Origin of the sequence: Oerskovia sp. NPDC060338 (genome assembly GCF_042726295.1) — a bacterium.
Lineage (GTDB): Bacteria > Actinomycetota > Actinomycetes > Actinomycetales > Cellulomonadaceae > Oerskovia > Oerskovia merdavium.
On the sequence record NZ_JBHXCQ010000005.1, the window covers coordinates 1 to 26,965 of the forward strand.

Below are 26,965 nucleotides of genomic sequence, written 5' to 3' on the forward strand. Positions count from 1 at the left end.
GGCGCGACCTCGAGGTCGCGCCCGCCCTGTGCTGCGTCAGGAGGACCTACTTCGTCGCGCGGGCCTCGAGCAGCTCGACCAGGGTGCGCACCGCGACGCCCGTGCCGCCGACCGGCGTGTAGCCGAACGCCGAGCCCTCGTTGAACGAGGGGCCCGCGATGTCCAGGTGCGCCCACGGCGTGGAACCGACGAACTCCTGGAGGAAGAGGCCTGCCACGAGCATGCCGCCGAACCGGTCGCCGATATTCGCGATGTCCGCGACCTTCGACTTCATGGAGGCGGCGAGCTCCTCGGGCAGCGGCATGGGCCAGAACTGCTCGCCCGCGGCCTCGGCCGCGGTGACGACCTCGCTGCGGACGGACTCGGTGCCCATGACGGCCGAGACCCGGGTGCCCAGCGCGACCATCTGTGCCCCGGTGAGCGTCGCGACGTCGAGCACGACGTCCGGGTTCTCCTCGATCGCGGCGACCAGGCCGTCGGCCATCACCAGGCGCCCCTCGGCGTCGGTGTTGAGGACCTCGACGGTCTTGCCGCCACGGATCGTGATGACGTCCGAGGGGCGCTGGGCCGTGCCCGACGGCATGTTCTCCGCGAGGCAGAGCCACCCGGTCACCGCGACCGGCAGCCCGAGCCTCGAGGCCGCGAGCACGGTGTGCAGGACGGCGGCCGCGCCGGCCATGTCCGACTTCATGGCCTCCATGCCCTTGGCGGGCTTGATCGAGATGCCGCCCGAGTCGAACGTGATGCCCTTACCCACGAGCGCGACCTTGGCGTGCGGGCGCGAGGGGGAGTAGGAGACCTTCACCAGTCGGGGGCCGCGCGAGGAGCCCTGCCCGACGGCGAGGATGCCGCCGTAGCCGCCCGCCGCGAGGGCCTTCTCGTCGAGCACGGTCACCTTGACGCCCGTGCCCTTGGCCGCTGCCTTGGCGATGTCGGCGAAGGCTGCGGGGAACAGGTCGTTCGGGGCCGTGTTGACCAGGTCGCGTGTCGCGTGGACCGCCGCGGCGATCGTCGCGGCCCGCTCGACCGCAGCCTTGGCCTTGGCCCCGCGGGCGAGCGAGGTGAGGACCTCGATCGTCGCGACGGGCCCCGCTGCCTTGGCCCCGGCCGCGGTCTCGCGGTAGCGCGTGAAGGAGTACGCCCCGAGGAGCGCACCCTCGGCGATCGCCGCGACCTCGGCCTCGTCGGCGGCAGGGAGCGCGACCGCGACGGACGACGCCCCCGTCAGCTCGCGGACCGCCGCGCCGGCTGCGCGGCGCAGCGTCTCGGCCGGGAACGAGCCCGAGGCGTCCCGGGCACCGAGACCCGTCAGGACGAGCACGCCCGCCTTGAGGTGGGCACCCGCGGGCACCGTGCGGACCTCGTCGCGCGCGCCCGTGATGCCCAGCGCCGGAGCGAGGGCCTCGAGCTCGGCGACCACGTCGCGGGGGAGGTCGTCCCCCACGACGGCCACGCCGTCTGACGTCGTCTGGGTCCCGACGACGAGCGCGTCGACCTTCACGCCGGTCGGGTTCTTGCTGGAGAGAGTGAGTTCAGCCACGCCTCGATGCTAGCCGCTGCCGGCCGCCGGGCCACCGGCGGGACGGGCACGCCCCCGCGCACGGCGCGGGACGGTCGGACGATTCCTGCCCGTGGGCCCCGCGCCGGTAGGCTCGGCGTCGTGGTCCTCCCCCTCGTCCTCCTCGCCGTCGCGCTGTGCGCGGCACTCACCGGTTGGGCAGGGTGGTTCGTCGCCCGCGACCGTGCCGTGATCCTCAAGCAGCTGTGGGGCGGTGCCGTCATCGAGGGCGTGATCGTCGTGCAGATGATCGTCGCCGGAGTGCTCGCGGCGACCGGGAGCTCGGCGTCCGACACCGTGAAGCTCTGGGGATACCTGATCACCGCCCTGTTCATCCTGCCCGTCGCCGCCGTCTGGGCGTTCGCCGAACGCACGCGCTGGAGCTCGGTCGTGCTCGCGGTCGCCGCGATCACGGTCGCGTTCCTCGAGTGGCGGCTGTGGCAGATCTGGACCGCCTGAGGAGAGATGGCGTGACCCACCCCGAGACCCCTGAGACCGCACCCGACCCCGCGACCCCGGCGACGTCGTCGGGCGAGGGGGCTCCCCAGACCGCCCGAACCCCGGACACGCCGCGCACCACGGGAAGCGGCTTCGGCCGCGTCCTGGTGCTCGTCTACGGGATCTTCGCCGTCGCGGCGACCGCGCGCGCGTCCGTCCAGCTCCTGCGCGACTGGCACGAGGCCCCCGTCGCCTACGTCCTCTCGGCGCTCGCGGCCGTGGTCTACATCGTCGCGACGGTCGCGCTCGCGCGCGGGTCGCGCACCTCGCGGACCGTCGCCTGGACCGCGGTGAGCGTCGAGCTCGTGGGCGTGCTCGCCGTCGGTGCGTGGTCCCTGCTGGACCCGGCGGCGTTCCCCGAGCCCACGGTCTGGTCCGACTTCGGGATCGGGTACGGGTTCGTGCCGCTGGTCCTGCCGGTCGTGGGCCTCACCTGGCTGTGGCGCACGCGCCCGCCCCAGACCTCCATCACCGAACCGAAGGATCCCGCATGAGCCGGCTGTACTCCCTCCTCTTCAACGGCGTCTTCAAGCACATGGACCCCGAGAAGGCGCACGAGGTGGTGTTCCCGGTCATCTCCCTCGCGGGACGCACGCCCGTCGTGGGCGGGGTCATCCAGGGCGCCGCGGCCCCGTACCTGGGCCGTGGCGCGAACGGCCCCGGCAGCGTCCAGGCGCTCGGCCGCTCGTTCCCGGCGCCGTTCGGTCTCGCGGGCGGCTTCGACAAGAACGCCAAGGCGATCCGCGGCCTGACCATGCTGGGCTTCGCGTTCATCGAGATCGGGACCGTGACGGCGCACGCCCAACCCGGCAACGAGAAGCCGCGCATGTGGCGCGAGCTGTCGCTGCGCGGCATCCGCAACCGCATGGGCTTCAACAACGAGGGTGCGGCGGCCGCGGCCCAGCGTCTCGAGGCCCTGCGGCGCTCGGCGTCCGGGCGAGCCGTCATGATCGGCGCGAACATCGGCAAGACCAAGGTCACCCCGGCAGAGGACGCTGCGGGCGACTACGCGACGAGCGCCGCGCTCCTCGCGCCCCACGCCGACTACCTGGTCGTCAACGTGTCCTCGCCCAACACCCCGGGCCTGCGCGACCTGCAGTCGACCGAGGCGCTTCGGCCCATCCTCCAGGCGGTCCGCGAGGCGGCCGACGACTCGACGCGCGCCGCCGGGGCACGCCGCATCCCGCTGCTCGTCAAGATCGCCCCGGACCTCGCGGACGAGGACGTCGACGCGGTCGCCGACCTCGCGCTCGAGCTGGGGCTCGACGGCGTCGTGGCGGTCAACACGACGATCGGACACGATCTGGGTCCGGGCGGGCTCTCGGGCCCTCCGCTGCTCGAGCGCGGGCTCGACGTCGTCGCTCGCCTCCGCGGTCGGCTCGGCCCGGACGTCACGATCATCGGCGTGGGGGGCATCTCGACGGCCGACGACGCACGCGCCTACCTGGCGGCGGGCGCCGACCTCGTGCAGGGTTACACCGGCATGATCTACAACGGCCCGTTCTGGGCCGCGAGCATCAACCGGTCCCTGGTGCGTGACGCGGCCCGGGGCGTTCGAGGTGGAGGCGCACGATGATCCGACCCCAGTGGGTGTGGGAGCTCGACGACGCGGACGGGCGCGCGCTCACTACGCCCGTGAGCCCGGCGTTCACCAACCAGTTCGACGCCGAGCAGTGGCTCGGCGAGAGCTGGCGTGACCTCGCGGCACAGGGAGCGGCAGCGGCCCGCCTGCTGAACGACGGCGCCCAGGCGACGGCCACCGTGGAGCTGCGCACGGCGTGAGCCTGTCGTCCGAGGTGCTGCTGGACTCCGACCGGCCCCCGCCGGCCCGGCACGGGGCGTCGCCGCGGGTCAGCGGGCGTCCGCGGCGGTATCGCTGGACGTGGGGCCAGCGGGGGTCGCGCGGTAAGGCCGTGACGGCGAAGCCGGTCCGACGGTAGAACGCGACGGCGTCGTCGTCCGTCTCGGCGAGCAACGGCGCCCCCTGCACGGCCTCACGGACCGACATCACGAGCCGGCGCCCGAGCCCGGCCCCGCGGTGGCAGTGCTCGACCGCGAGGTGGCGCAGGACCGTGCCCGTGGTTCCCGCCTCGTACGACGCGAGACCCACCAGCCGCCCGTCGACGAACGCGACGATCGTCGTCAGGCCGCCCCGCACGTCGACCGCGAGACTCTGCAACGCCGAACCGGTGCGGCCGCTGGCCGACGCGAGGAGCCCGAGGTCGTCGGCGGACCCGCGGTCCCGGTCGGTCGGGGCGCGGAAGGACACGTCGGCGGGCATCGGGTCACCCTAGCGGCCGCGCACGAGGCGGTGCCCGAACCTGCCCCTGTCGCGCCGAGCATGCGGTTGCCGCTGGTCGAGCATGCGGTTGTCGTCGGGCAGGAGGCGATTCGCGACGACAACCGCATGCTCGGCACCGAGACCAGACCGACCCGTCCCCCGCCCACGACGACCTACCCGACGACGACCTAGCCCACGACGACCTACCCCACGACGTGCTCCCACGCGGCCGCCAACCGGGGCACGGCCCGCCCGATCGCCTCGGCGTCCGGCGCGAAGGTGAGCCGGACGCGCGAGGTCGCTCCGCCGTCGGGCGTGAGGGACGGCCCCGGGTTGATCACCACGCCGCGCACGGCCGCCGCCGCGGTCAGGGCGTGCGCGAGCGGACGCCCCAGGTCGATCCACAGCGACAACCCGCCCGCGGGCGACGCCACGCGCCACGACGGCACCGCGGCCGTGACGGCCGAGCGCAGCAGATCCCGCTGCGAGCGCAGCAGGGGAAGCCGCTCCGCGAGGACCTCCTCGCGTCGGGCGAGCAGCTCGGTCACCGCGAGCTGCTCGAGGACCGAGGTCGCGATGTCGCTCGCCGCACGGGTCCGGGCGAGGTGCGCGACGACGTCGGGGTGCGCCCTGACCCACCCCACGCGCAGCCCGCCCCAGAAGGTCTTGGACGCCGACCCCACCGTGAGCAGGTGGCTCGTCGCCGACCCGTCGCCCGCGAGCGGCTCGGGCGCGGGGCCGTCGAGCGCGATGTCCGAGAGCGTCTCGTCGCCGATCACGGTCACGCGGTGGCGCAGCGCGATGCGGCGCACCTCGGCACGCTCGTCGGGCGTGAGGCTGTACCCCGTGGGGTTGTGGAAGTCGGGGATCAGGTAGGCGAGCCGCGGGGTGGCCGCGCGGACCGTCGACTCGAAGAGCGCGACGTCGAAGCCCGGGCCGTCGCCCGGCAGCCCTGCTCCCACGGGGAACCCGACGACGCGCGCCCCGCGCCCGACCATGGCCTCGATGCCGTGCGCGTACGTGGGGGACTGGACCACGACCCGGTCGCGCGGGCCGAGGACCGACTGCGCGATCGTCGAGATCGCGTGCTGGGCGCCCGTGGTGACGAGGACCTGGTCGGGGGTCGTGGGGGTGCCGCGTTCGGTGAGCCGGTGCGCGATCGCCTCGCGCAGCGGCTGGAGGCCGAGCGGCTCGTACCCGCGGCCCGACAGGTAGTCGGGCAGGGCCTCGAGCGCGCGCCCGTAGGCCGCGTGGAGCTGGGGCGGGGCGGCGGGGGCGGCCTGGCCCAGGTCCACCAGGTCGTCGGGTGGCTCGACGCCCACGGGGACCGGGGCGTCACCGCCGCACCACCGGGGCTGGGAGCGGCGCGTGGGGCGCGGCAGGACCGCGACCGTCCCGACGCCCGTGCGGCTCGTGACGAACCCGCGCTCGCGCAGCGCCGCGTAGGCCGCGGCCGTGGTGGTCCGGGACACGCCCAGGGCCCCGGCGAGGTCGCGCTCGCTCGGCAGGCGCGTGTGCGGGGCGACCGTGCCGGACAGGACCGCGCCACGCACCGCGTCGGCGAGCGCGACGTACGCGGGCCCCTCGGTCTGCCACCCCGTGATGAGCGCGCCGAGCGCTGGTGCAGAGAGCCGGCGGTGCACCGGAGGGAGCGTGGGAGCGGGCGCGGCGAGCGAGGTGGACATGGGGCCACTCTCGCCGAATTGGCTATGGATTACCAGTCCATTGATGCCGCACAGTGGGGGAGTGTCGATCACTCAGGGCTTCAGCCCCCTCCGCAGCACCCTCCAGCTCGCGCTCGGGCTCTTCGGCTTCTCGCTGACCATGGCCATGCTCCTCCACTCGGGCATGGGCGCCATGCCGTGGGACGTCTTCCACCAGGGGGTCGCCCTGCGCACGGGGCTCCCGCTCGGGGTGGTCGTCGTGGCCGCGAGCGTCGTGGTCATGCTGCTGTGGATCCCGCTGCGCCAGCGCCCCGGGATCGGCACGATCGCCAACATCGTCGTGATCGGCGCGACCCTCGACCCGTTCCTGCTGCTGCTCGAGCGCATCGACCCCGACCCCACGACGGTCGGCCGGGTGGCGCTCGCGGTCGCGGGCGTGGTCCTCAACGGCGTCGCGACCGCCGCCTACCTCGGCGCGCGGCTCGGACCCGGTCCGCGGGACGGCCTCATGACGGGCCTGGTCGCCCGCACGGGCTGGCCCGTGCGGCGCGTCAAGACCGCGATCGAGGTCCTCGTGGTCGCGATCGGGTTCGCGCTGGGCGGGACGCTCGGGTGGGCGACGGTCCTCTATGCGCTGGGCGTCGGCCCCGTCGTCCAGGTCGCGGCGCGGTGGCTCGCGCCGCACCTGCGTCCGGCGGTCGTCCCGGTCGAGGTGGCCGACGGCGTCGCGCACCTCACGGGGGACGTCGCGTCGGTGGACGGGGCCGTCGCTCCGGGGCCGGTCGAGGGTACGCGCGGCACGGACGGTCTGGGAGGGGTAGCGGGCGAGCCTGAGCCCAACGCTGCCTAGGCTTGTTCGCCGCGGCTCCGCGACCGGTCGTCGGGCAGTCGGACGGCCGGGCCGCCGCTTTAGCGCCCCGGCGGGGCCTAGTGCTGGTGCGCTGGCTCGGCGTGCTCGTGCTCGGCGTGGTCGTGGTCGTGCTCGTGGTCGTGCGGCTGCGCGTCCTCGTCGTCGCGGTCCGCGCGCACGTTGACGGCTCCCGCGGTCCAGTACCCGACGACCTGGTGCCGGTCGCGCGGCATGCCCCAGGCGGTGCGCAGGGTGCGGCGGATGTCCCGGCTCGCGGCGCTCTCGCACGCGACCCATGCGTAGCCCGGCGTCGCAGGGACGGACAGGCCGCGCACGGCCTCGACGAGCGCGGCGCCCGTGCGGGCGCCCTCGGCCGTGACGAGCCAGGTGTAGGTCACGTCGCCCCGGGTCTCGAGCTGCTGGCGGTCCTCGAGCGTGGGGACCTCGACGACCGCGTGCGCGACGGCCCCGGCCGGGAGCTCCTCGACGATGCGCCCCAGACCCGGCAGGCCCGTGGGGTCGGCGACGAGCAGACGCCACTCGGCATCGGCGGGGGCGTCGTAGTAGCTGCGCGAGTCTCCGCCCGCGAAGACGCCCAGCACGTGGCCCGGCTCGGCGCGCACGGCCCAGTCGGACGCGAGGCCGCCGTCGTGCACCGCGAGGTCGACCACGATCGTCCGGCCCGCTTCGTGCACGCGGCGGGCCGTGTAGTGACGCCACGGGGGCTCGGTGCCCTCGACGGGCACGACCCCGTAGTCGTCCTGGTTGAAGAAGGCGATCTCGGCGACGGTCTCGCCGGGGAACGGGAAGGCGAGGTCGATGCGTTCGTCGCCCTGCCCGTCGGTCGTCCACCTCCAGTCGCCGACGGCCTCGAGGTGGACACGGACCATGTGCGGCGTGATGCGCGTCGCCGTGACGACGCGGGCCGGGAAGCAAGGTGAGGACACCCTGACACCGTAGGTCGGGCGAGGGGGTGCTGTGGGGCCAGGGTGTACCGCGCACCGGCCACGGCGGGAGTCCCGGCACGACGACGGCGGCCCCCGGTGCTCGGTGAGCACCCGGGGCCGCCGTCGGACGACCAGACCTGCGGCGTGGCCGCGGGCCTGAGAGCAAGGGTCAGCGCGGTCCGGGGGCTCCGGCGGCGGTCTTGCCGGCGTCGCGCTCGACGACGTCGCCGAGGATCTCGTCGATCTTCGTCATGAGCTCGGCGGGGATGACCACGCCCGAGGCCTTGACGTTCTCGGCGACCTGCTCGGGGCGCGAGGCGCCGATCAGGGCGGCTGCGACGTTGTCGTTCTGCAGGACCCACGCGACCGCGAGCTGTGCCTGCGTCAGACCCAGCTCGTCGGCGACGGCCTTGAGCTGCTGGACGCGCGTGAGCACGTCCTCGGTCATGAACTGCTGGATGAAGCGCGAGCCGTTGGCGTCCGTGGCACGCGAACCTGCCGGGGCGGGCTGGCCGGGCAGGTACTTGCCGGACAGGACGCCCTGGGCGACGGGGGACCAGACGATCTGGGACAGGCCCAGCTCGCGCGAGGTCGGGACGACCTCGTCCTCGATGACGCGCCACAGCATCGAGTACTGGGGCTGGGACGAGATGAGCTGGAAGCCGAGCTCCTTCGACAGGGCGTGACCCGCACGGATCTGGTCCGCGGTCCACTCGCTCACGCCGATGTAGAGGGCCTTGCCCTGGCGGACGATGTCGGCGAACGCCTGCATCGTCTCCTCGAGCGGGGTCGACTGGTCGAAGCGGTGCGCCTGGTAGAGGTCGACGTAGTCGGTGCCGAGGCGCTGGAGCGAGCCGTTGATGGACTCCATGACGTGCTTGCGCGACAGGCCCGAGTCGTTGGCCCCGCCGGGGCCCGTGGGCCAGTAGACCTTGGTGAAGATCTCGAGCGACTCGCGGCGCTGGCCCTTGAGGGCGTCGCCGAGGACCTGCTCGGCCTTGGTGTTCGCGTAGACGTCCGCGGTGTCGAACGTGGTGATGCCGGCGTCGAGCGCGGCGTGGACGCACTGGGTGGCGACGTCGTTCTCGACCTGCGAGCCGTGGGTGAGCCAGTTGCCGTAGGTGATCTCGGAGATCTTGAGACCGGAGTTGCCGAGGAAGCGGTAGTTGGGCATGGGGACAACACTAGGTTGCCCGGGGCACCTCGGTGCAACTCCGGTCCGTCCGGCGGACCGGCCGGCGACTACTCGGGGAAGGAGCCGTGCTTCTTGTGCATGGGCTTGGGCAGGCGCGCGCGGCGCAGCTGGAACGCGCGCATCACGGCGTACATGGCGTTGCCCTTGGGGGCGCTCGGCCCGAACTTCGCGATCAGGCGCTTCTTGAGCGAACGCCACATGATGAACGCGTCGATGATCGTGATGAGCACGATCCCGTAGAGCACGAAGATGATGATCGTCGCCATGTTCAGGTTCTGGTTGAACACGAACGTCAGGACGATGAACACCAGGGCCACGGGCAGGAAGAACTCGCCCAGGTTCCAGCGGGCGTCCACGTAGTCGCGCACGTAGCGCTTGACGGGGCCCTTGTCCCGGGCAGGCATGTAGCGCTCGTCGCCCGTCTGCATGGCCTGGAACTGGCGGTCGCGTGCGTCACGCTGCTGCTGGCGCGCCGTCTTGGCCGCCGACTTGCGGTCCGAGGGCACGAGCGGGCGCTTGTTGGCGGCCTCGGAGACCTTGCGCTTGGGCGTCGGCCTGCCCTTGCCGCCGGCCTTCTCGATCTCGGCCGCAGCGGCGACGGGATCGGGGGCGTCGTTCGACGAGGGCGCGGAGGACTTGTTGCGTGAGAACACAGGTCCAGCGTAGTCGAGGACGGGGGCTGCCTCGTCACGGGTGCGGGCCGGACCGGGAACGTACCGGCGGGTAGCGTTGGCCGGGTGAACAGCACACCAGGAACCAGTACTCCTTCCGAGCCCGACGACGTCGCTCACCTGCGCGCCCGGGTCGCCGACCTCTTCCCCGCCCTGCGCGAGGACCTCGAGGCGCTCGTGCGCATCCCGTCCGTGTCGAACGCGGCCTTCGACCAGGCGCACGTCGCGGCGAGCGCCGAGGCCGTGGCCGAGCTCCTGCGCGGGGCAGGCCTGCCCGAGGTGCAGATCCTGCAGGCGACCGGGGTCGCGGGCCCGCTCGGCGCGCCCGCGGTCGTCGCGCGCCGCCCGGCCCCCGAGGGCGCACCCACGGTCCTGCTCTACGCGCACCACGACGTCCAGCCCCCGGGCGACGCCGCCGCGTGGGACACCGACCCGTTCGTCCCGACCGAGGTCGACGGTCGCCTGTTCGGCCGCGGTGCGGCCGACGACAAGGCCGGGATCGTCGCGCACGTCGGTGCGCTGCGTGCCCTCGCCGCGCTCGGGGACGACCTGCCGATCGGTGTCACGGTCTTCGTCGAGGGCGAGGAGGAGGTCGGCTCGCCGAGCTTCCTGCCCTTCCTGCACCAGTACGAGGACCTGCTCGCGGCCGACGTGATCGTCGTCGCGGACTCCTCGAACTGGAAGGTCGGGGTCCCAGGGCTCACGACGAGCCTGCGCGGGCTCGTCGACTGCGAGGTCGAGGTCGCCGTGCTGGGGCACGCGGTCCACTCGGGCATGTTCGGCGGCCCGGTCCTCGACGCGCTCACGCTGCTCGCGCGCCTGATCACGACCCTGCACGACGACCAGGGCAACGTCGCGGTCGACGGGCTGGTGTCTGCGCCGGACCCGAGCGTCGACTACGAGGAGGCGGACTTCCGCGCCGACTCCTCGGTCCTCGACGGGGTGCGCCTCGCAGGGGAGGGCGCACTGTCCGGCCGGTTGTGGACCAAGCCCGCGCTGTCGGTCATCGGGATCGACGCCCCGAGCGTCGCGCACGCGTCCAACACGCTGACCCCGCGTGCGACCGCGAAGCTCTCGCTGCGCATCGCGCCAGGCCAGGACCCCGTCGCCGCGCTCGCCGCGCTGCGCACGCACCTCGAGTCGAACGCACCGTTCGGCGCACAGGTCACGGTCCGCGACGGCGAGCTCGGCAAGCCCTTCCAGGCGCCGACCGACTCGACGGCGATGCAGGCCGCGCGCTGGGCCTTCGAGACGTCGTGGGGCACCGCGCCGGTCGACATCGGCATCGGCGGCTCGATCCCGTTCATCGCCGACCTGCTCGACGTCTTCCCGGACGCGGCGATCCTGGTCACGGGGGTCGAGGACCCTGACTCGCGTGCTCACGGTGCCAACGAGTCCGTCCACCTGGGCGAGCTCGAGAAGGTCGTCCTGGCCGAGGCACTGCTGCTCACGAGGCTCGCGCAGGGCTGAGGCCCCGCGCTCCTGACGACCCGGGGCCGGGTCCGGGCCGCCGTCGACCGACGGTCGCTCTCTGGACCCGGCCCCGGTCCTGCCGGCCGAGGGGGCCCGGTGCTACGTTCGGAGCATGACCCCGCAGGAGCTCGAGGAGCTCGTCCTGCTGCGCCGCGCCCGCGACCTGATGGACCGGGAGTACGCGGCCCCGCTCGACGTCCCGACCATGGCGCGCAAGGCGCTCATGTCTCCGGCGCACTTCTCGCGCCGGTTCCGCGCGGCCTACGGCGAGACGCCCTACTGCTACCTCATGACGCGCCGGATCGAGCGCGCCATGGCTCTGCTGCGTGGCGGAGCGAGCGTCACGGACGCGTGCATGGCCGTGGGGTGTACGTCGCTCGGTTCGTTCAGCGCGAAGTTCGCGGAGATCGTGGGCGAGCCCCCGTCGGTGTACCGGAGCCGCGAGCACGCCGCCGTGAAGGCGATGCCCCCGTGCGTCGCGCAGGTCGTCACGCGCCCGGCCCGGGGCGCGACGGGCCCGTCCGGCACGTCCGGCACGGCCGCGCGAGCATCGAGCAGGATCGGAGAAGCGAGCGCACGGGCCTCGTCCTAGAGTCGCCGTCATGACCATCTCGCTGAAGTTCTGCAACATCACCGTCAACGACGTCGACGAGTCGATCACCTTCTACGGCGACGCGCTCGGCCTCAAGGTGCACAACGACGTGGGCGCGGGCGGGTTCCGCTGGGTGACCCTCGGTTCCGACGTGCAGCCGGGGCTCGGGATCGTGCTCTCGGCCCCGCACGCGGGCCGGTCGCAGGCCGACGGGGACGCGCTCCAGGAGCTCATGATCAAGGGTGTCCTGCCGATCCTCGTGTTCGAGACCGACGACGTCGACGCGCTCTTCGAGACCGTCCGGGCCTCGGGGGCCGAGGTCCTCCAGGAGCCCATGGACCAGGACTGGGGACCGCGCGACTGCGCGTTCAGGGACCCGTCGGGAAACATGGTGCGGGTGGCCCAGGCGGTCGCGGCCTGAGAAGGGGGAGCGGTTGCGGCCTGATCTGGAGGAGTGGTCGCGGCCTGACCTGCTGGGGAGTCCCCGCGGGCCGAGCCGGGGCGCCCACCGAGGCGCGCGCAAGGGAGGGCCGTCGTGCCGCGACCAGGGCCCGCCCGACGGCGTCCCCTCCGCGTGCGGTCGTCTCGCCGCGTGCCCCGGTCGCGCAGGTCGGGGCCGGGCGGTGGTCGACTCCTGTGCCTGGTGGTGGGATGGGGACATGGCGAACGAGTCGATGGTCCCCCTGCTGCCGTGCGCGTCGATCGACGAGATCGGCGACTTCGCTGCGGCTCTCGGGTTCGAGGTCACCTACCGGCAGACCCGGCCGTACCCGTACCTCGCGCTCCGGCGGGAGGGGATCGACCTGCACTACTTCGGGATCGAGGGCTTCCGGCCGGAGGACTCGTACGGCTCGTGCCTCGTCGTGGTCGACGACACCGAGCCGTTGTACGACGCGTGGGCAGCGGGCCTGCGCGCTGCCCACGGGAGGCTCCCCCTGAGCGGGTTCCCCCGGATCACCAGGCCTCGTCGCCGGGCGAACGCCGACGGGCTGAGCGGCTTCAGCCTGGTGGACCCCTCGGGCAACTGGATCCGCGTCGTGCGGCGGGCCGTCGACGGTCCGGCGGGCGACACGGTCGACGCAGCCGAGGCGACCGGCTCCGTGCCCGACGTGCCGGCCGTCGACGCGGCCGAGCTCGGCGCGGCCTTGGAGGGTGAGTCCCGCCTGCTGCGAGCCGTCTCGAACGCGGTGGTCCAGGCGGACTCGCGCGGCGACGTCGGGCAGGCCGCGAAGATCCTCGACGGAGCGCTGCGGCGCGAGGAGGCCCTCGGGGACGCCGGAGCGTCGGCTCGCGACCGGGTCGAGGCCCAGGCCTACCGGGCCGAGCTGGCCGTGCGCCTCGACGACGCAGGGACGGCCCGGCGCATGCTCGACGAGGTCGATCGCTGCGTCGCGGCCGCGCGAGGCCAGCACCTCACGCAGGACCTGACCACGATCCTGACGCAGCTCGAGGACGTCAGGGAGTGGCTGGCCGCGCAGGGGTGATCCGGGCCGTCGAAGCGGGCGGACGGAGACCCCCGGTCACAGGAGGAACGGCGTGCTCGGGCCTGTGAGGTAGTCGTCGGGGTGCGTGACGGGCGCCGCGAGCATGCCCGCGCTCGCGTCGATCAGGAAGTAGCCGACCCCGGTCCAGGCCGGCGGGGTCCCCTCGTGGACGCGCGCCTCGTGCTCGGCGCAGACGCCCAGGGTCATGGGGCCGAGGATCTCGAACCGTCCCCGGACCACACTTGGGGGGAGGTCGCTCAGCGCGGCCTGCAGGCGCCGGACGAGGTCCTCGACGACGGGGTTGGCCGTGGTCGGTCCGGCGAGCGCCTCGGCGACCGAGGGGACCGTGCGGACCTGGAAGACGAACCGCGCACGCCAGCTGGGGACCGGCAACGACGCCAGGTGCTCGATCCACGGCAGGAGCAGGCAGGCGAGCAGGTCTCGTACTCCGGCGTCGTCGCTCAGGTTCGCGACGAGCGCCGTCCGGCGCCTGTTCATCTCCTCGAGGTGCCGGTCGAGCAGCGCGCGCAGCAGCTCGTCGCGGCCGCCGAAGTGGTAGGCGATGGCCGAGTGGTTGGCCGTGCCCGCGTGCTCGGTGATCCGGCGGTTGGACACCGCGTCGATGCCGTAGCGGGCGAAGAGCTCCTCGGCCGAGTTCAGCAGCGTCTCGCGCGCCCGGTCGCTGTGCTGTCCCATGCGGTGGGCCTCTTCTCGTGATGGTCTCTCATGTCCCCGTGCGCGCCTCGACCGCGGCCCGTCGAGGCCTTGACCTGCGAGGACTCCCTGCCTCGAGTCCGGGTGCGGTGATCATGCCACCTGATCGACGGGGGTGCCCGTCGCGTCGCTGGGCGGGACCCTCGCGTCCACCACGTGACATTTTTACGCCACGTGGCGTAATCTCGTCGAGTTGGACCATCCCAGCCGCACATCGAGGCGGCGCCCTTGCAACGGCGCACGGGGCCGCACGTCGCCCTCCCACCACGCCGTACAGGAGCACACACTTGAGCAACCAGACGCCCCCGCGCACCTCGGGCACGGGGTTACCGGACCCCGCATCGCCGCCCGTTCCGACGACGGACGGTGCAGAGGGCGCCGCCGAGGCTGCGGCCGAGGCGGCCGCCCTCAAGCGGGCCAAGGCCGAGACCATCGGCCGCTACGTGGCCATGTTCTTCATGCCGCTCGTCATGGTGTCGATGATGATCAGCGGCTACCTCGGGACGATGCACGCCCCGACGCCGCACGACATGCCGATCGCCGTCACGGGCACGGCCCCGGACGCGCGGGCCTTCGCCGAGGCGCTCGAGGCCGCCGACCCCGACGCGGTCGACGTCCGTATCGTCGGTTCGGACGAGGAGGCCCGCGAGCTCGTGCTCGACCGGGAGGTGTCGGGAGCCGTGCACATCGTCGACGGCGAGGCGACGGTGTACACGGCAGGCTCGGCCGGGTCGTCGCAGTCCTCGACCGTCACGGGCATGCTCGCCCCGCAGGTCCTGGCCCAGGGGCTGACGCTGGGGACCGAGGACCTCGCGCCGCTGCCCGCGTTCGACCCGGCGGGCCTGGGGGCGATGTTCCTGGCCACGGCACTGGTCATGGCCGGCTACCTGCCCTTCAGCGTGACGCTCTCCAACTCGCCCGAGCTCCTGCGCTTCCGTCGGGCCGTGCCGCTCCTCGCCGGCTGGGCCGCCCTGGTCGCGGCGCTCGTCTGGACCGTGACGGGGCCCATGCTCGGCGTGGTGCAGGGTCACACCCCGGAGGTGCTGGGCATCGCCTGGCTGGGCGTCTTCGCGGTCGGAGCGGTCCAGCTCCTGCTGACGCGCTTCCTGGGGCCCATGGCGGTGATCGCGGCGATGCTCCTCCTGACGGTGCTGGGCATGCCGGCCTCGAACATGAGCATGAGCGTCTACACCATGCCGGAGTTCTTCACCTTCCTGCACGCGTTCCTTCCCATGCCGGCGATCGGCGAGGCGCTCCGCTCGGTCCTGTACTTCGACGGGTCGGGCGTCGGCTCCCACCTGCTGGTCCTGGTCGTCGGCGCGGTCGTGGCCCTGGTGCTGACGCTCGCGTTCGACGCCCGCAAGCGGCGCCGCAACCCGGACGCGGGCCCGCCGCCCGTCACCGTGCCGTCGCTGCACGGCGGGCCCCGGCCCGCGACGCGCCGCTGGCGCTACACCGCGCTGCTCTTCTTCCCGCTCGCCATGGTCACGATGATGATCTCGGTCATGCTCGGCGCCATGTCGTCCCCGACCCCTCGTGACATGCCCGTCGCGGTCGTCGGGTCCACGGTCGAGCAGGCTCAGGAAGCGGTCGACGGGCTGGACCAGAGCATGCCCGGCCTGTTCGACCTGCGAGCCGTGGGCTCGGTCGACGACGCCCGCACCCAGGTGCAGGACCGCACGGTCAGCGCGGCCTTCGTGCTCCCTTCGGCGGAGCACCCGAGCGCGGCCCTGGTGACCAACCAGGCAGCCGGCGCGAGCGCGAAGCAGGTCGTCACGGCCGTGTTCGGCCAGGTCGCCGCCGGGCAGCAGACGGAGCTCACGACCGAGGACGTCGCCCCGCTGTCGACGACCGACACCATGGGCTCGGTGAGCATGTACCTGGCCATGGGCTGGGTCATGTCGGGCTTCATGATCATCATCGTGGGAGCGAACGCCGCGCCGAGGTCCCGGCCGCTGCGCCGCCTCGTGCCCATCGTGGCGGGGTGGGCCGTGTTCATGTCGGCGGTCCTGTGGCTGATCGCCGGGCCGATCACGGGGAGCATCAGCGGGCACTTCTGGCCGCTGCTCGGTACGGGGATCGTCGCGATCTTCTGCGTGGCCATGTTCAGCGCGGTGCTCGAGCGGCTCATCGGGATGCTCGCGGTCGTCCCCGCGGTCGGCATCCTGATGCTCGTCGGGGTCCCCGCGTCCGGGGGCGGACTGTCGATCTACATGGAGCCCGAGGTCTTCCGGGTCCTGCACGAGATCCTGCCCATGCCGGCCGCCGTGGAGTCGATCCGCTCGATCCTCTACTTCGGTGGTGACACGGTCGGTTCGCACCTGGTCACGTTCGGGATCTGGGGAGTCGTGTCGCTCGCCCTGGTCATGGTGATCGACAGGGTCAAGCCGCTGCGCACCCATGCGGTGAGCCCGGAGCCCGACGCGGTCGAGCCCGTCGAGGAGCTCGCGCTGGTCTAGCGGTCACGGGCGCCCGCCGTCTCTCGGCGGGCGCCCGTGGTGCGGCAGCGGCTCAGCCGGGCAGGACCTGCGCGTGAGGTCGTGCCGCCTCGTCCGTACCCCGCTGCACCTCACGGAAGTGCTCGACGACCGGGAACGGCTCGTAGAAGTGGTGGAGCAGCGCCTTCCACTCCTGGTATCCGGGCGAGCCGCGGAAGCCCTCGGTGTGGGCCTCGAGGCTCTCCCAGCGCACGAGCAGGAGGTACGTCGCGGGGCGCTCGAGGCAGCGGGCGAGCGACAGTGCACGGAAGCCCGGCACGGACGAGATGATCGAGCGTGCCGTGGCGAAGGCTTCCTCGAAGGCCTGTTCGCGGCCGGGAACCACGTGCAGCAGGGCGTGCTCGAGCACCTCGTCGGTCATGGTCCCGAGCCTAGGGGGAGCGGGGGTCAGCGGGCGGCGACGTCCACGGCCTGGGCCCAGTCCCGCACGTCCGCGGGGAGCTCGGGGCTCGTGACGTCCGCGCCGAGCAGGCCGACGACGTCGGGCCCGGGGATGCGGTCGCCCGCCTTCGAGAGGAACCGGCCCGCGATCAGCCCGCGAGCGCACAGGTCGCCGCCGCGTGTGAAGACCTGCTCGAGGTAGACCACGCGCTCGTCCCAGCCGATCACGCGGGTCGTGATCTCGAACCGGTCCCAGAGCTGGAGCGAGCGGCGGTACTTCATGGTCGAGGAGGCCACGACGGGGTACCAGCCCTTGTCGCGCAGCAGGCCGAACGCGCCGAGGTCCGCGAGGAAGTTGCTGCGGGCCACGTCCATCATCTGCAGGTACACGCCGTTGTTCACGTGCAGGTAGAAGTCGAGGTCGCCCGGGCGCACGCGCATGCGTGTCACGGAGGGGTCGAGGACCCCGCGGCCCGGGACGGCCTTGCGCGGCAGGGTGCTGGCGATCGTGAGCTGGATCTGTCGGGTCACCGTCGCAGGGTACAACCCGGAACGGGCGGTATCAGGTATCTCGGAGGAGTCCCGGAGGCCGAGCCCCACCGCGGAGACGCGCCACAGGGTTTCGGCCCGCCGATGGCGACGTGTGAGGATGGCCCCCGTGACCTCCCGGACCGCCGCCCCCCTGCCCGACAGCGCCACGCACGACGCCCAGGCCGTGCGGCCCACGACCTCGCGCCACTGGACCGTCCGGGCCTTCCGCGCGGTCGCGATCGCCGAGGCGTTCTCCTGGGCGGGCCTGCTCGTCGGGATGTACGTCAAGTGGATCGCCGAGGCCTCCGAGATCGGCGTGAAGGTCTTCGGCCCGGTCCACGGCGCGCTCGTGATCGCCTACGTCCTCCTCGCGATCCTCGTCGCGGTCCGCCAGAGGTGGTCGCTCCTGACGGTCTTCTTCGCCCTCGCGGCGACCCTGCCGCCGTTCCTCACGGTCGTGTTCGACCGGTGGGCGCACCGCTCGGGTCGCTACGCGGAGCGCACGAGCGCCTGACCGACGCGCCGGTCCGCCCGACCAGCGGCGACGAGCCCGCCCTCGGGCTCAGGTGCCCTCGTACTGCAGGTCGTGGCGCACCTGGTCCGCGACCTCCGCGTTCTCGAACCGCTCGACCAGGTGGAGCGCCATGTCGATCCCGGCCGAGACACCTGCCGAGGTGACGACGTCGCCGTCGTCCACGAAGCGGGTCTCGGTGTCGACCATGATGCTCGGGTCGATCCCGGCCAGCTCGTCGTAGTGGTCCCAGTGGGTCGTCGCGGGGCGCCCGGCGAGCAGCCCGGCCGCCGCCAGGACCAGCGAGCCCGTGCACACGCTCGCGAGCAACGGGGTCTGGACGCGCATGGCGTGGAGCCACTCGAGATGGATCCGGTCGCCCACGAGCTGCTGCACGCCGGGCCCGCCGGGATAGACCAGGAGCTGGAGGGGGCCGACGTCGTCGGCCGAGCGGTCGGGCACCATGTGCAGGCCCTGCGCCAGCCGGACCCCGCGACCGTCCCACGAGAACGTGGCGACCCGGGGCTTGAGGGCTGAGCGCTCACGCCAGGCGGTGAACACCTCGAAGGGACCGGCGACGTTGAGCTCCTCGGCCCCGTCGAACACGTAGACGCCGATGCTCAAGCCGTTTCCGGTGGCCATCACTCACCCCTCGGTTCTTCTGCGGTCGTGCGGTCGTGCGGTCGTCGGGTCCGCCGGCGTGCGCCGACGGACCCGACGGGGGTCCTACAGTCCGGGCAGGGCGAGCATCTGGTCGAGCGCCACGCGAGCCCAGTGGGCGTCGTCGGCGTCGACCACGATGCGGTTGACGGTGCGGCCCGCGACGAGCGACTCCATGGCCCACACGAGGTGGGGCAGGTCGATGCGGTTCATGGTCGAGCAGAAGCAGACCGTCGAGTCGAGGTAGTGCACCTGCTTGTCCGGGTGTGCACGGGCGACGCGACGCACCAGGTTGAGCTCGGTGCCGATCGCCCAGGACGAGCCGGGCTCGGCGGCGTCGAGCATCTTGATGATGTACTCGGTCGACCCGACGTAGTCCGCGGCCTCGACGACCTCGTTCTTGCACTCGGGGTGGACCAGGACGTTGACGCCCGGCACCGCGGCGCGGATGTCGGAGACGTTGCGCTCGGAGAAGCGGCCGTGCACCGAGCAGTGCCCGCGCCACAGGATCATGCGCGCGTCGCGCAGCTCGGCGTCGGTCAGGCCGCCGTTGGGCTTGCGCGGGTCGAACACCACGCAGTCCGCGGGGGACATCCCGAGCTTGAGCAGCGCGGTGTTGCGGCCGAGGTGCTGGTCGGGCATGAACAAGACCTTGCTGGGAAGGGAGCCGCCCGCGGCGTCCAGCTTGTCGAACGCCCAGCGCAGCGCGACCTCCGCGTTGGAGGACGTGCAGATGGTCCCGCCGTGCCGTCCCGTGAAGGCCTTGATGGCGGCGGTCGAGTTCATGTACGTGACGGGGAGCGTGACGTCGGCGATCCCGGCGTCCTGCAGGACCTCCCACGCGTCCTCGACCTGGTTGATCGCGGCCATGTCGGCCATCGAGCAGCCCGCCGCGAGGTCCGGCAGGACGACCTGCTGCGCGTCGGAGGTGAGGATGTCGGCGCTCTCCGCCATGAAGTGCACACCGCAGAAGAGGATGAACTCGGCCTCGGGGCGGGCAGCGGCCTCACGGGCCAGCTTGAACGAGTCGCCCGTGACGTCGGCGAAGTCGATGACCTCGTCGCGCTGGTAGTGGTGGCCGAGCACGAACGCGCGCTCACCGAGCGCGGCACGAGCCACGCGGGCACGTTCGACGAGGTCGGGGTCGCTCGCAGCCGGCAGCTCGCCGGTGCACTCGACGCCTCGCTCGGAGGCCAGGTCCCGGCCTTGCCCGAGCAGCAGGAGGGGGGACGGGGCGGGTTCCGCAAAGGTGTTGTCCAGCAGGATGCTCACGGGAACATCGTCGCACAGCGAGGCCGGGACGAGGGGGTTCGTCCGCCTCCTCCGAGCGGCCCGACGGCGCCGCGCGCGCCCCGTGGGCAGGTCCGTCTCGCGGGGTGGTCGCCCCGCGCACGAGCCGGTGCGACCCGTGCCACCGACCGCACGCGGACCTGGCACAATCGCGCCATGCGCCTTCTCCTCGCCGTCGCGGAACCGCTCGTCCTGACCGACGGCACGCTCTCCGCGAGCGAGGTGCGCGACCTGGTCGCCGCGGCCTGGGAGGAGTCGTCGGGCGCCCGGGTCGACGCGTGCGTCCTCGACCCGGGGGCGGACGGCTTCCTGCGCGCCCTGGCCGACCTGGCCACGGAGGAGGTCGTGACGGTCGCCCGCGACACCCGAGGTCGGGACGTGCCCGCGACCTTCCGCCTCGGACCGAGCGCTCCGGGGGGCGCGCGCACCGCGTACGTCGAGGCCGCGGCGCTCCGTGTGACGAGCTCCTCTGCGGAGGACCCGGCCGCCTCGGCGCGCACGGACCGGGGCGACCTGGGTGCGCGGACGAGCTACGGCGTCGGGCAGGTCGTCGCGCAGGCCGCGCGGCTCGCTTCACGTGTCGTGGTCGCGACCGGTGGCCTGGGCGCGTACGACGCGGGCGCCGGCCTGGTCGCGGCGCTCGCGGGACAGGACGACGGGCCCCTGACCCGAGGAGGAGCGGGGCTCGGCGAGGTGGGCCCGGCCGACGCGGCCCAGGTGCTCGTAGCTCGCGAGCACCTCGCGGGGACCGAGCTCGTCGGGGCCGTGGACTCCGACCTGCCCCTCCTGGGCCTGCACGGGACGAACGGTGCGCTCGCGGACGCGGACCCTGCCCTGGCCGTGCTCGCCCAGGAGCTCGAGCGCGCGCACGGGCACTGGGCGCACGAGGTCTCCCGAGCGCTCGCGCAGGCGTCGGCAGGTGCGGCGCCGCGCTCGCTGCTCGCAGGCCCGACGGCGCCCGCCGCCCGGGCCGCGGCCGGCGCCGCGCAGGCCGTCCGCGAGACGAGCCGGGCCCTCACGACGCTGCCCGGGGCAGGGGCCGGTGGTGGCCTGGGGTTCGGCCTCGCGGCCCTCGGGGCACGGCTGCTGCCCGGCACCGCGGTCGTCGCGGACGTGGTGGGTCTCGACTCCCGGATCGTCGCAGCCGATCTGGCGGTCGTGGTCGTCGACTCGCTCGACGCCTCGGCCGTGCACGAGGGCGCCCTGCCGGAGGTCGCGCGCCGGGCCGCCGCGCTCGGCCTCCCCGTCGTCGTCCTGGCCCGGGAGGTCCTCGCCGGGCGACGCGAACAGGCGGCAGCGGGGGTCAGCGGAGCCTACGAGCTGGGTCGGGACGAGCCGTCGGCGAGGGCCCGCGTCGGTCGCGTGGCCCGCACGTGGAGCGGCCGCGCGCCGAGCGCCTGAGGCCCGCTGCCCGTGGACCGTCGTGAGCCTCACGACGAGCCGCGGGCACTACCGTCGTAGACTCGGGAACAGAACCACGGCCCGTCGTGTTGACGGGTATGCGACAAGCCTGAGGACCGATCGGCCTGCCCGGGAGCGGGAGCCGCAGGCCGAGGGCACACCACGGGGCGAGAGCCCACCGAAGACTGTGCGGAGAACACGATGAGCGAGACCACCGAGACCGCCACCCACGGCGTCCTGCTGACGGACTTCGCGGCCGGCAAGATCCGCAGCCTCCTCGAGCAGGAGGGCCGCGACGACCTGCGTCTGCGCGTCGCCGTCCAGCCCGGCGGCTGCTCGGGCCTGATCTACCAGCTCTACTTCGACGAGCGTGTCCTGGACGGCGACGTCCTCAAGGACTACGACGGTGTCGAGGTCGTCGTCGACAAGATGAGCGTCCCCTACCTGGACGGCGCGACCATCGACTTCGCCGACACGATCGAGAAGCAGGGCTTCACGATCGACAACCCCAACGCGGGCAGCGCCTGCGCCTGCGGCGGTTCGTTCGGCTGATCCGCAGCGCCCGGCCCTGCGGCCTCGCAGCGGTCGAGCCACGACGGCCCGGTCACCTCACGGTGGCCGGGCCGTCGGCGTCTTCGGACCTCCTGCTCACCCGCCCAGCCGGACCGTGACCGCCCAGGTCGTGCCGCCGTCGGGCGGGGGGCTCTCGTCCTCGCCGGTCTCGACCACGGTGTTCTCCAGCACGACGTGCCCGCGCATGCGCGCCCACGCGGGCACGTCGTGGCGCGCCGCGGGGTCGGTCGACCAGACGGTCAGCACGTCGCCCGGTGACCGGTCGCGGGCGACCGCGGCGAGCCGGATGACGGGCAGCGGGCAGCGCAGGCCGCGTGCGTCGACGACCTCGGGGCTCTGCAGCGGCTCGTGGCTCACAGCCCGCTCACCCCGAGCGAGGCGCGCACGCGGGCCACAGCGCCCGGCAGGACCGCGAGGAAGCGGTCGACGTCGTCCTCGGTCGTGCTCCGGTCGAGCGCGATGCGCACGTTGCCGTGCGTGAGGACGCCCATGGCGGCCAGGACGTGGCTGGGCTCGAGCGAGCTCGACGTGCACGCCGAGCCCGAGCCGACCGCGAAGCCCGCACGGTCGAGCTCGCTCACGAGGGCCTCGCCGTCCACGAACAGGAACGAGAACGTCACGACGTGGGGGAGCCGGTCGTCGGGGTCGCCCACGACCTCGACGTCGGGGACCTGCCCGACGACGGCCCGCACCTTCTCGACGAGCGCGCGCCGCCGCGCGTCCTGGGCCGCGCGGTCGGCCTGGACGGACTGGAGGGCCACGGCCGCGGCGAAGGCCGCGGGGACGCTCACGCCGCCCGGGAACCAGGGGTCGGCGTCCTCGGGCCAGGTGCGGCGGAAACGGACGCGGTTGCGGACCGCGAGCACGCCGACGCCCGCGGGGCCGCCCCAGTCGCCGGGGTCCGCGGCGAGCAGGTCCCAGGTGCCGGGCACCTCCGCGTGCCCGACGACGGCGCCCGCGTCCACGAGGAGCGGGACCCCCGCGCGGCGGGCCGCCTCGTGGACGGCTCCGACCGGCTGGACCGTCCCGACCTCGCCGTTGGCGGCCTGGAGCGCGGCGAGGGCGACCCCGGGCGACGAGACGGCCTCGATCATCGCGGTCTCGTCGACCCGTCCGAAACGGTCGACCGGGACGGTCACGAGAGGGGGCGACGCCGTCTCGGGGGCGTCGGCGGTCGCCGAGGAAGCGGTCGCCGCGGGAGCCTGTGCGGTGGCTCGCTCGGGGGAGCGGCCCGCCGAGGACGTGGCCAGCTCGGCCGCGTGCAGGACGGCCGCGCGCTCGACCGCCGAGACGACGATCCCCGGCCCGACGCGTCGGCGCCCCAGCGCGACCGCGCCGACGGCCGCGTGCAGCGACGAGGTGTGCGAGGGGGAGAGGTGGACCTCCTCGGTGCGGGCTCCCAGGCCCGCGGCGATCGCCTCGCGGGCGCCGTCGAGGAGCACGGCCGCGCGCCGCGCCTCGGCGTGGAGGCGGCGAGGGTCCGCCCACCCGTCGTCGAGCGCCTGGTCGAACGCGGTGCGGGCGAGGGGGTGCAGGAGCGCCCTGCCCCCGTTGTCGAGGTAGACCCGGCGCGGGGGAGTGGTGGTATCCGTCACATGTGCTCCTGGGTGGGGTGGAAGACGGTGCGGAGTGGTCCGCGGGCCTGCCGATCGGCGGACTTTCATTGGAGATGCGCCGAATGCGCCGAGGCGGCTTCTCACAGTCTGCACGGTAGCGTGAGGCTCGGGCGAAGCGACGATCTGACAGAACGGTCAGAGGTGTGCCGAACCCCGTGTTTTCGGGGAAAGTTGGCGGATTCGTCACGTTCGCAGGGCGCGTTGACGGCGCGCGGGAGGGCATTCAAGCGCTAGGCTCTGTGGGTCGAGGACGAAGGTTCTGCGGGGACCTCGTGGAGAGATCGAGCCCCCCTGTCGGACGTTGAAGTGAAAGGCCCCCCTTGCACTCGCAATCCCCTAGCCGCACACGGCGAACCATCCTGCGAGCGACGGCTTCCGCCGTCGCGATCGCAGCGGTGGCGTCCGGTTGTGCCAGTGAGACCGTTCAGCGCGGATTTCTCCCCGGATATTCCGACGGTGAGGTGACCGACCAGACCGCCCGCATCACATCGCTGTGGAACGGGTCCTGGATCGCGGCACTGATCGTCGGCGTCATCACGTGGGGACTGATCCTGTGGTGCGTGGCCGCCTACCGCAAGCGCAAGGACGACCACGTCCTGCCCGTGCAGACGCGCTACCACCTGCCCCTCGAGATCATGTACACGGCTGTGCCGATCGTCATGGTTCTCGTGCTCTTCTACTACACCGACCGGGACATGACGGCGATCAAGGATCTCTCCGAGACCCCTGACGTCGAGATCCAGGTCATCGGCAAGCAGTGGAGCTGGGACTTCAACTACCTCACGGACGACGTCTACGAGTCGGGCCAGCACGAGGCCAACGTCGGAGACCTCCGTTCCGAGGACGAGATCGAGGGTGCCCCGGGCACCGCGACCTCGCTGCCGACGCTGTACCTGCCCGTCAACGAGGTGATCCGGTTCAAGCTGGACTCCCGTGACGTCATCCACTCGTTCTGGATCCCCGCGTTCCTCTACAAGATGGACATGATCCCGGAGCGCACCAACGAGTTCCAGGTCACCCCCACGCGTGAGGGTGTCTACGCCGGCAAGTGCGCCGAGCTCTGCGGTGAGCACCACTCGGGCATGCTCTTCAACGTGGCCGTGGTCTCCCGAGCGGAGTACGACGCCCAGATGCAGAAGCTCGAGGACAAGGGCCAGATCGGCGAGCTCGGGCTGGACCTGAACCGCCTCCAGGACCCGAACCAGCCCGTCGTCACGGAAGGTGAGAACTGATGGTCGCGCAGGCCGAAGTCATTCCTGGTCTCGCCCCGAAGCGTCAGACGCTCGGACGAACCGTCATCAAGTGGGTCACCTCGACCGACCACAAGACGATCGGGTACATGTACCTGATCACGTCGTTCATCTTCTTCTGCATCGGTGGCCTCATGGCCCTCGTGATCCGCGCGGAGCTCTTCGAGCCCGGGATCCAGATCGTGCAGAGCAAGGAGCAGTACAACCAGCTCTTCACGATGCACGGCACGATCATGCTGCTGCTGTTCGCGACCCCGCTGTTCGCGGGCTTCGCGAACGTCATCATGCCGCTGCAGATCGGTGCGCCCGACGTCGCGTTCCCGCGACTGAACATGTTCGCGTACTGGCTCTACCTCTTCGGTGGGCTCATCGCCTCGGCCGGGTTCTTCACCCCGCAGGGGGCCGCGTCGTTCGGGTGGTTCGCCTATGCGCCGCTGTCGAACACGACGTTCAGTCCAGGAGCCGGAGGGGACCTCTGGGTCTTCGGTCTGGCGCTGGCCGGGTTCGGAACCATCCTCGGTGCCGTCAACTTCATCACGACGATCATCACGATGCGCGCCCCGGGCATGACCATGTTCCGCATGCCGATCTTCACCTGGAACACGCTCGTCACGAGCCTCCTGGTCCTGATGGCCTTCCCGCCGCTCGCCGCGGCCCTGTTCGCGCTCGGCGCGGACCGCAGGCTCGGCGCGCAGATCTTCAACCCGGAGAACGGCGGTGCCATCCTCTGGCAACACCTCTTCTGGTTCTTCGGCCACCCCGAGGTCTACATCATCGCGCTGCCGTTCTTCGGCATCGTCTCCGAGATCCTGCCGGTCTTCAGCCGCAAGCCGATCTTCGGCTACAAGGGTCTGGTCTACGCGACGATCGCGATCGCGGCCCTCTCGGTCACCGTGTGGGCGCACCACATGTACGTCACCGGTGCGGTCCTGCTGCCGTTCTTCGCCTTCATGACCATGTTGATCGCCGTGCCCACCGGTGTGAAGTTCTTCAACTGGATCGGCACCATGTGGCGGGGCAAGCTCACGTTCGAGACGCCCATGCTCTGGTCGATCGGCTTCCTCGTGACGTTCCTCTTCGGTGGTCTCACGGGCGTCATCCTCTCGAGCCCCGCGCTGGACTTCAGCCTCTCCGACTCGTACTTCGTCGTGGCGCACTTCCACTACGTGGTCTTCGGCACCGTGGTGTTCGCGATGTTCGCGGGCTTCTACTTCTGGTGGCCCAAGTTCACGGGACGCATGCTCAACGAGAAGCTCGGCAAGCTGCACTTCTGGCTGCTGTTCATCGGCTTCCACGCGACCTTCCTCGTCCAGCACTGGCTGGGTGTGGCCGGCATGCCGCGTCGTTACGCGGACTACATGCCGGAGGAGGGCTTCACGTGGATGAACCAGGTCTCGACGGTCGGTGCCTTCATCCTCGCCGCGTCGACCCTGCCGTTCCTCTGGAACGTCTACACGACCTGGCGCAACGCGCCCAAGGTCACCGTGGACGACCCGTGGGGCTACGGGGCCTCGCTCGAGTGGGCGACCTCCTGCCCGCCGCCGCGTCACAACTTCACCTCGCTGCCGCGGATCCGTTCGGAGCGTCCTGCGTTCGACCTGCACCACCCCGAGGTCGCGGCCATGGACCACGCCGAGCCCAACCCGAGCGTCCTGCAGCAGGTCTACGGTGACGCCGACCGCCGCGGCGAGACCGCAGCAGCGGTGGACCGGGTCGAGGGCACGGAGCGTTCCAGCTCGTCGACCTCGACCATGATCATCGACGAGCCGCGCGCCGGCGAGAAGGAGGACGGCAAGTGAAGGTCGAATCGAGGCTCCACCTCTTCCTCGCACCGTTCTTCCTCCTGATGGCGCTCGTCTACGGGTTCTGGAGCCACTGGGAGCCGGTCGGTTCTGCAGCGCTCTTCCTGACCTTCGGGCTCGCGGCCATGATCGGTGCCTACCTGGCGCTGACCGCCAAGCGCATCGACGCCCGCCCCGAGGACGACCCGGACGGGCTCATCGAGCAGGGTGCCGGCGACCAGGGCGTGTACGCCCCGTGGAGCTGGTGGCCGCTGGCCATCGCCGCAGCCGCTGCGATCGCCTTCCTGGGGCTCGCCCTGGGCTGGTGGATCTTCGGCATCGGCGTCGTGCTCGGTTCGGTCGCGCTGGTGGGCTGGGTCTTCGAGTTCTCTCGCGGACAGCACGCGCACTGATCGTCCGAACGTCACGACGGGCCCCGTCTCCCTCTGGGAGGCGGGGCCCGTCGGCGTTCCCGGGCACGTGAGGCGCGGACCGTCTCATGCACTCGCCCGTGGGGTGTCCTGGCGTGCCTGTGGGCCCCATCTG

Annotated in this window: 28 protein-coding genes and 1 pseudogene; 16 read left to right on the forward strand and 13 right to left on the reverse strand. The window is 72.4% G+C overall.

What is annotated here, in order from left to right:
* Nucleotides 1–46: 46 nt before the first annotated feature.
* On the reverse strand, nt 47–1,540 hold the full coding sequence (locus ACFWGN_RS07375) for a leucyl aminopeptidase (protein WP_377616325.1): 1,494 nt from the start codon (nt 1,538–1,540) through the stop codon (nt 47–49).
* Nucleotides 1,541–1,660: 120 nt separating this feature from the next.
* Here ACFWGN_RS07375 and ACFWGN_RS07380 point away from each other — a divergent pair, with 120 nt between their 5' ends.
* Genes ACFWGN_RS07380 through ACFWGN_RS07395 form a run of 4 tightly spaced genes read left to right on the forward strand, consistent with a single transcriptional unit; the run spans nt 1,661 to nt 3,838 of the window.
* Complete coding sequence (locus ACFWGN_RS07380; RefSeq protein ID WP_377616326.1) at nt 1,661–2,017, forward strand: hypothetical protein; 357 nt, start codon at nt 1,661–1,663, stop codon at nt 2,015–2,017.
* Between the two features lie 11 nt (nt 2,018–2,028).
* Nucleotides 2,029–2,550, forward strand: coding sequence for a hypothetical protein (locus ACFWGN_RS07385; RefSeq protein WP_377616327.1), 522 nt, complete (start codon nt 2,029–2,031; stop codon nt 2,548–2,550).
* Entirely contained in the window at nt 2,547–3,632 is a 1,086-nt protein-coding gene (locus ACFWGN_RS07390; RefSeq protein ID WP_377616328.1) for a quinone-dependent dihydroorotate dehydrogenase, read from the forward strand. Before ACFWGN_RS07385 ends, ACFWGN_RS07390 begins: the two co-directional genes overlap by 4 nt.
* A complete protein-coding gene (locus tag ACFWGN_RS07395; RefSeq protein ID WP_056651218.1) occupies nt 3,629–3,838 on the forward strand; it encodes a hypothetical protein in 210 nt (69 codons plus the stop codon). Before ACFWGN_RS07390 ends, ACFWGN_RS07395 begins: the two co-directional genes overlap by 4 nt.
* Nucleotides 3,839–3,968: 130 nt before the next feature.
* Here ACFWGN_RS07395 and ACFWGN_RS07400 read toward each other — a convergent pair.
* Together ACFWGN_RS07400 and ACFWGN_RS07405 are read right to left on the reverse strand one after the other, a co-directional pair.
* Nucleotides 3,969–4,337: pseudogene (locus tag ACFWGN_RS07400) on the reverse strand (GNAT family N-acetyltransferase); the annotation flags it as partial.
* Nucleotides 4,338–4,540: 203 nt separating this feature from the next.
* Entirely contained in the window at nt 4,541–6,022 is a 1,482-nt protein-coding gene (locus ACFWGN_RS07405) for a PLP-dependent aminotransferase family protein (RefSeq protein ID WP_377616329.1), read from the reverse strand.
* Between the two features lie 61 nt (nt 6,023–6,083).
* On the opposite strand from ACFWGN_RS07405, the gene ACFWGN_RS07410 reads away from it, so the two are divergent.
* Complete coding sequence (locus ACFWGN_RS07410) at nt 6,084–6,851, forward strand: YitT family protein (protein WP_377616330.1); 768 nt, start codon at nt 6,084–6,086, stop codon at nt 6,849–6,851.
* 77 nt (nt 6,852–6,928) lie between these two features.
* Here the strand turns inward: ACFWGN_RS07410 and ACFWGN_RS07415 are convergent, their stop codons facing one another.
* The 3 genes from ACFWGN_RS07415 to ACFWGN_RS07425 form a co-directional block, all read right to left on the reverse strand.
* Nucleotides 6,929–7,798: a siderophore-interacting protein gene (locus tag ACFWGN_RS07415; RefSeq protein ID WP_377616331.1), complete on the reverse strand. Its 870-nt coding sequence runs from the start codon at nt 7,796–7,798 to the stop codon at nt 6,929–6,931.
* A gap of 169 nt (nt 7,799–7,967) precedes the next feature.
* Nucleotides 7,968–8,972 carry an aldo/keto reductase family protein gene (locus tag ACFWGN_RS07420; RefSeq protein WP_191805862.1) on the reverse strand — a complete coding sequence of 335 codons (1,005 nt, stop codon included), beginning with the start codon at nt 8,970–8,972 and terminating at the stop codon, nt 7,968–7,970.
* A gap of 68 nt (nt 8,973–9,040) precedes the next feature.
* Nucleotides 9,041–9,646 (reverse strand): DUF3043 domain-containing protein, encoded by a 606-nt coding sequence (locus tag ACFWGN_RS07425; RefSeq protein WP_354511572.1) that lies wholly within the window; start codon nt 9,644–9,646, stop codon nt 9,041–9,043.
* An 84-nt stretch (nt 9,647–9,730) separates the two neighbouring features.
* On the opposite strand from ACFWGN_RS07425, the gene ACFWGN_RS07430 reads away from it, so the two are divergent.
* From ACFWGN_RS07430 to ACFWGN_RS07445, 4 genes are all read left to right on the forward strand, one after another.
* A complete protein-coding gene (locus ACFWGN_RS07430) occupies nt 9,731–11,134 on the forward strand; it encodes a dipeptidase (RefSeq protein WP_191805864.1) in 1,404 nt (467 codons plus the stop codon).
* Nucleotides 11,135–11,249: 115 nt separating this feature from the next.
* Nucleotides 11,250–11,729: a helix-turn-helix transcriptional regulator gene (locus tag ACFWGN_RS07435; protein ID WP_191805865.1), complete on the forward strand. Its 480-nt coding sequence runs from the start codon at nt 11,250–11,252 to the stop codon at nt 11,727–11,729.
* A 10-nt stretch (nt 11,730–11,739) separates the two neighbouring features.
* Nucleotides 11,740–12,150, forward strand: coding sequence for a VOC family protein (locus ACFWGN_RS07440; protein WP_056651239.1), 411 nt, complete (start codon nt 11,740–11,742; stop codon nt 12,148–12,150).
* Nucleotides 12,151–12,388: 238 nt separating this feature from the next.
* Nucleotides 12,389–13,213: a hypothetical protein gene (locus ACFWGN_RS07445; protein WP_377616332.1), complete on the forward strand. Its 825-nt coding sequence runs from the start codon at nt 12,389–12,391 to the stop codon at nt 13,211–13,213.
* Between the two features lie 36 nt (nt 13,214–13,249).
* Here ACFWGN_RS07445 and ACFWGN_RS07450 read toward each other — a convergent pair whose 3' ends face one another.
* Nucleotides 13,250–13,909 (reverse strand): TetR/AcrR family transcriptional regulator, encoded by a 660-nt coding sequence (locus tag ACFWGN_RS07450; RefSeq protein WP_377616333.1) that lies wholly within the window; start codon nt 13,907–13,909, stop codon nt 13,250–13,252.
* A 305-nt stretch (nt 13,910–14,214) separates the two neighbouring features.
* Here ACFWGN_RS07450 and ACFWGN_RS07455 point away from each other — a divergent pair, with 305 nt between their 5' ends.
* Nucleotides 14,215–16,386 (forward strand): ABC transporter permease, encoded by a 2,172-nt coding sequence (locus tag ACFWGN_RS07455; RefSeq protein WP_377616334.1) that lies wholly within the window; start codon nt 14,215–14,217, stop codon nt 16,384–16,386.
* 52 nt (nt 16,387–16,438) lie between these two features.
* Here ACFWGN_RS07455 and ACFWGN_RS07460 read toward each other — a convergent pair whose 3' ends face one another.
* A complete protein-coding gene (locus tag ACFWGN_RS07460) occupies nt 16,439–16,786 on the reverse strand; it encodes an antibiotic biosynthesis monooxygenase family protein (protein WP_377616335.1) in 348 nt (115 codons plus the stop codon).
* A 26-nt stretch (nt 16,787–16,812) separates the two neighbouring features.
* Complete coding sequence (locus ACFWGN_RS07465) at nt 16,813–17,337, reverse strand: acyl-CoA thioesterase (RefSeq protein ID WP_377616336.1); 525 nt, start codon at nt 17,335–17,337, stop codon at nt 16,813–16,815.
* A 127-nt stretch (nt 17,338–17,464) separates the two neighbouring features.
* Between ACFWGN_RS07465 and ACFWGN_RS07470 the strand changes: the two genes are divergently transcribed.
* Entirely contained in the window at nt 17,465–17,851 is a 387-nt protein-coding gene (locus ACFWGN_RS07470) for a DUF3817 domain-containing protein (protein WP_318244686.1), read from the forward strand.
* Nucleotides 17,852–17,899: 48 nt separating this feature from the next.
* On the opposite strand, the gene ACFWGN_RS07475 is transcribed toward ACFWGN_RS07470, so the two are convergent.
* Both ACFWGN_RS07475 and nadA read right to left on the reverse strand, forming a co-directional pair.
* Complete coding sequence (locus ACFWGN_RS07475; protein ID WP_377616337.1) at nt 17,900–18,490, reverse strand: DJ-1/PfpI family protein; 591 nt, start codon at nt 18,488–18,490, stop codon at nt 17,900–17,902.
* A gap of 84 nt (nt 18,491–18,574) precedes the next feature.
* The gene (gene nadA / locus ACFWGN_RS07480; protein ID WP_377616526.1) at nt 18,575–19,771 is read right to left on the reverse strand and encodes a quinolinate synthase NadA; all 1,197 of its coding nucleotides are present in this window, start codon (nt 19,769–19,771) and stop codon (nt 18,575–18,577) included.
* Between the two features lie 183 nt (nt 19,772–19,954).
* Here nadA and ACFWGN_RS07485 point away from each other — a divergent pair, with 183 nt between their 5' ends.
* Together ACFWGN_RS07485 and ACFWGN_RS07490 are read left to right on the forward strand one after the other, a co-directional pair.
* Nucleotides 19,955–21,199, forward strand: coding sequence for a glycerate kinase (locus ACFWGN_RS07485; protein ID WP_377616338.1), 1,245 nt, complete (start codon nt 19,955–19,957; stop codon nt 21,197–21,199).
* Nucleotides 21,200–21,400: 201 nt separating this feature from the next.
* Nucleotides 21,401–21,751 carry an iron-sulfur cluster assembly accessory protein gene (locus tag ACFWGN_RS07490; RefSeq protein ID WP_056651260.1) on the forward strand — a complete coding sequence of 117 codons (351 nt, stop codon included), beginning with the start codon at nt 21,401–21,403 and terminating at the stop codon, nt 21,749–21,751.
* 96 nt (nt 21,752–21,847) lie between these two features.
* Here the strand turns inward: ACFWGN_RS07490 and ACFWGN_RS07495 are convergent, their stop codons facing one another.
* Nucleotides 21,848–22,129 (reverse strand): sulfurtransferase TusA family protein, encoded by a 282-nt coding sequence (locus ACFWGN_RS07495; RefSeq protein ID WP_377616340.1) that lies wholly within the window; start codon nt 22,127–22,129, stop codon nt 21,848–21,850.
* The gene (locus ACFWGN_RS07500; RefSeq protein WP_377616341.1) at nt 22,126–23,367 is read right to left on the reverse strand and encodes a cysteine desulfurase family protein; all 1,242 of its coding nucleotides are present in this window, start codon (nt 23,365–23,367) and stop codon (nt 22,126–22,128) included. Before ACFWGN_RS07500 ends, ACFWGN_RS07495 begins: the two co-directional genes overlap by 4 nt.
* Nucleotides 23,368–23,708: 341 nt before the next feature.
* On the opposite strand from ACFWGN_RS07500, the gene coxB reads away from it, so the two are divergent.
* From coxB to ACFWGN_RS07515, 3 genes are read left to right on the forward strand one after another with little or no spacing between them, the layout of a single operon-like run.
* Nucleotides 23,709–24,620, forward strand: a complete 912-nt coding sequence (gene coxB / locus ACFWGN_RS07505; RefSeq protein ID WP_377616342.1) for a cytochrome c oxidase subunit II — start codon at nt 23,709–23,711, stop codon at nt 24,618–24,620.
* Nucleotides 24,620–26,437: a cytochrome c oxidase subunit I gene (ctaD, locus tag ACFWGN_RS07510; RefSeq protein ID WP_377616343.1), complete on the forward strand. Its 1,818-nt coding sequence runs from the start codon at nt 24,620–24,622 to the stop codon at nt 26,435–26,437. The genes coxB and ctaD overlap by 1 nt, the downstream gene beginning before the upstream one ends.
* Complete coding sequence (locus ACFWGN_RS07515) at nt 26,434–26,832, forward strand: cytochrome c oxidase subunit 4 (RefSeq protein ID WP_191805877.1); 399 nt, start codon at nt 26,434–26,436, stop codon at nt 26,830–26,832. The genes ctaD and ACFWGN_RS07515 overlap by 4 nt, the downstream gene beginning before the upstream one ends.
* Nucleotides 26,833–26,965 lie beyond the last annotated feature (133 nt).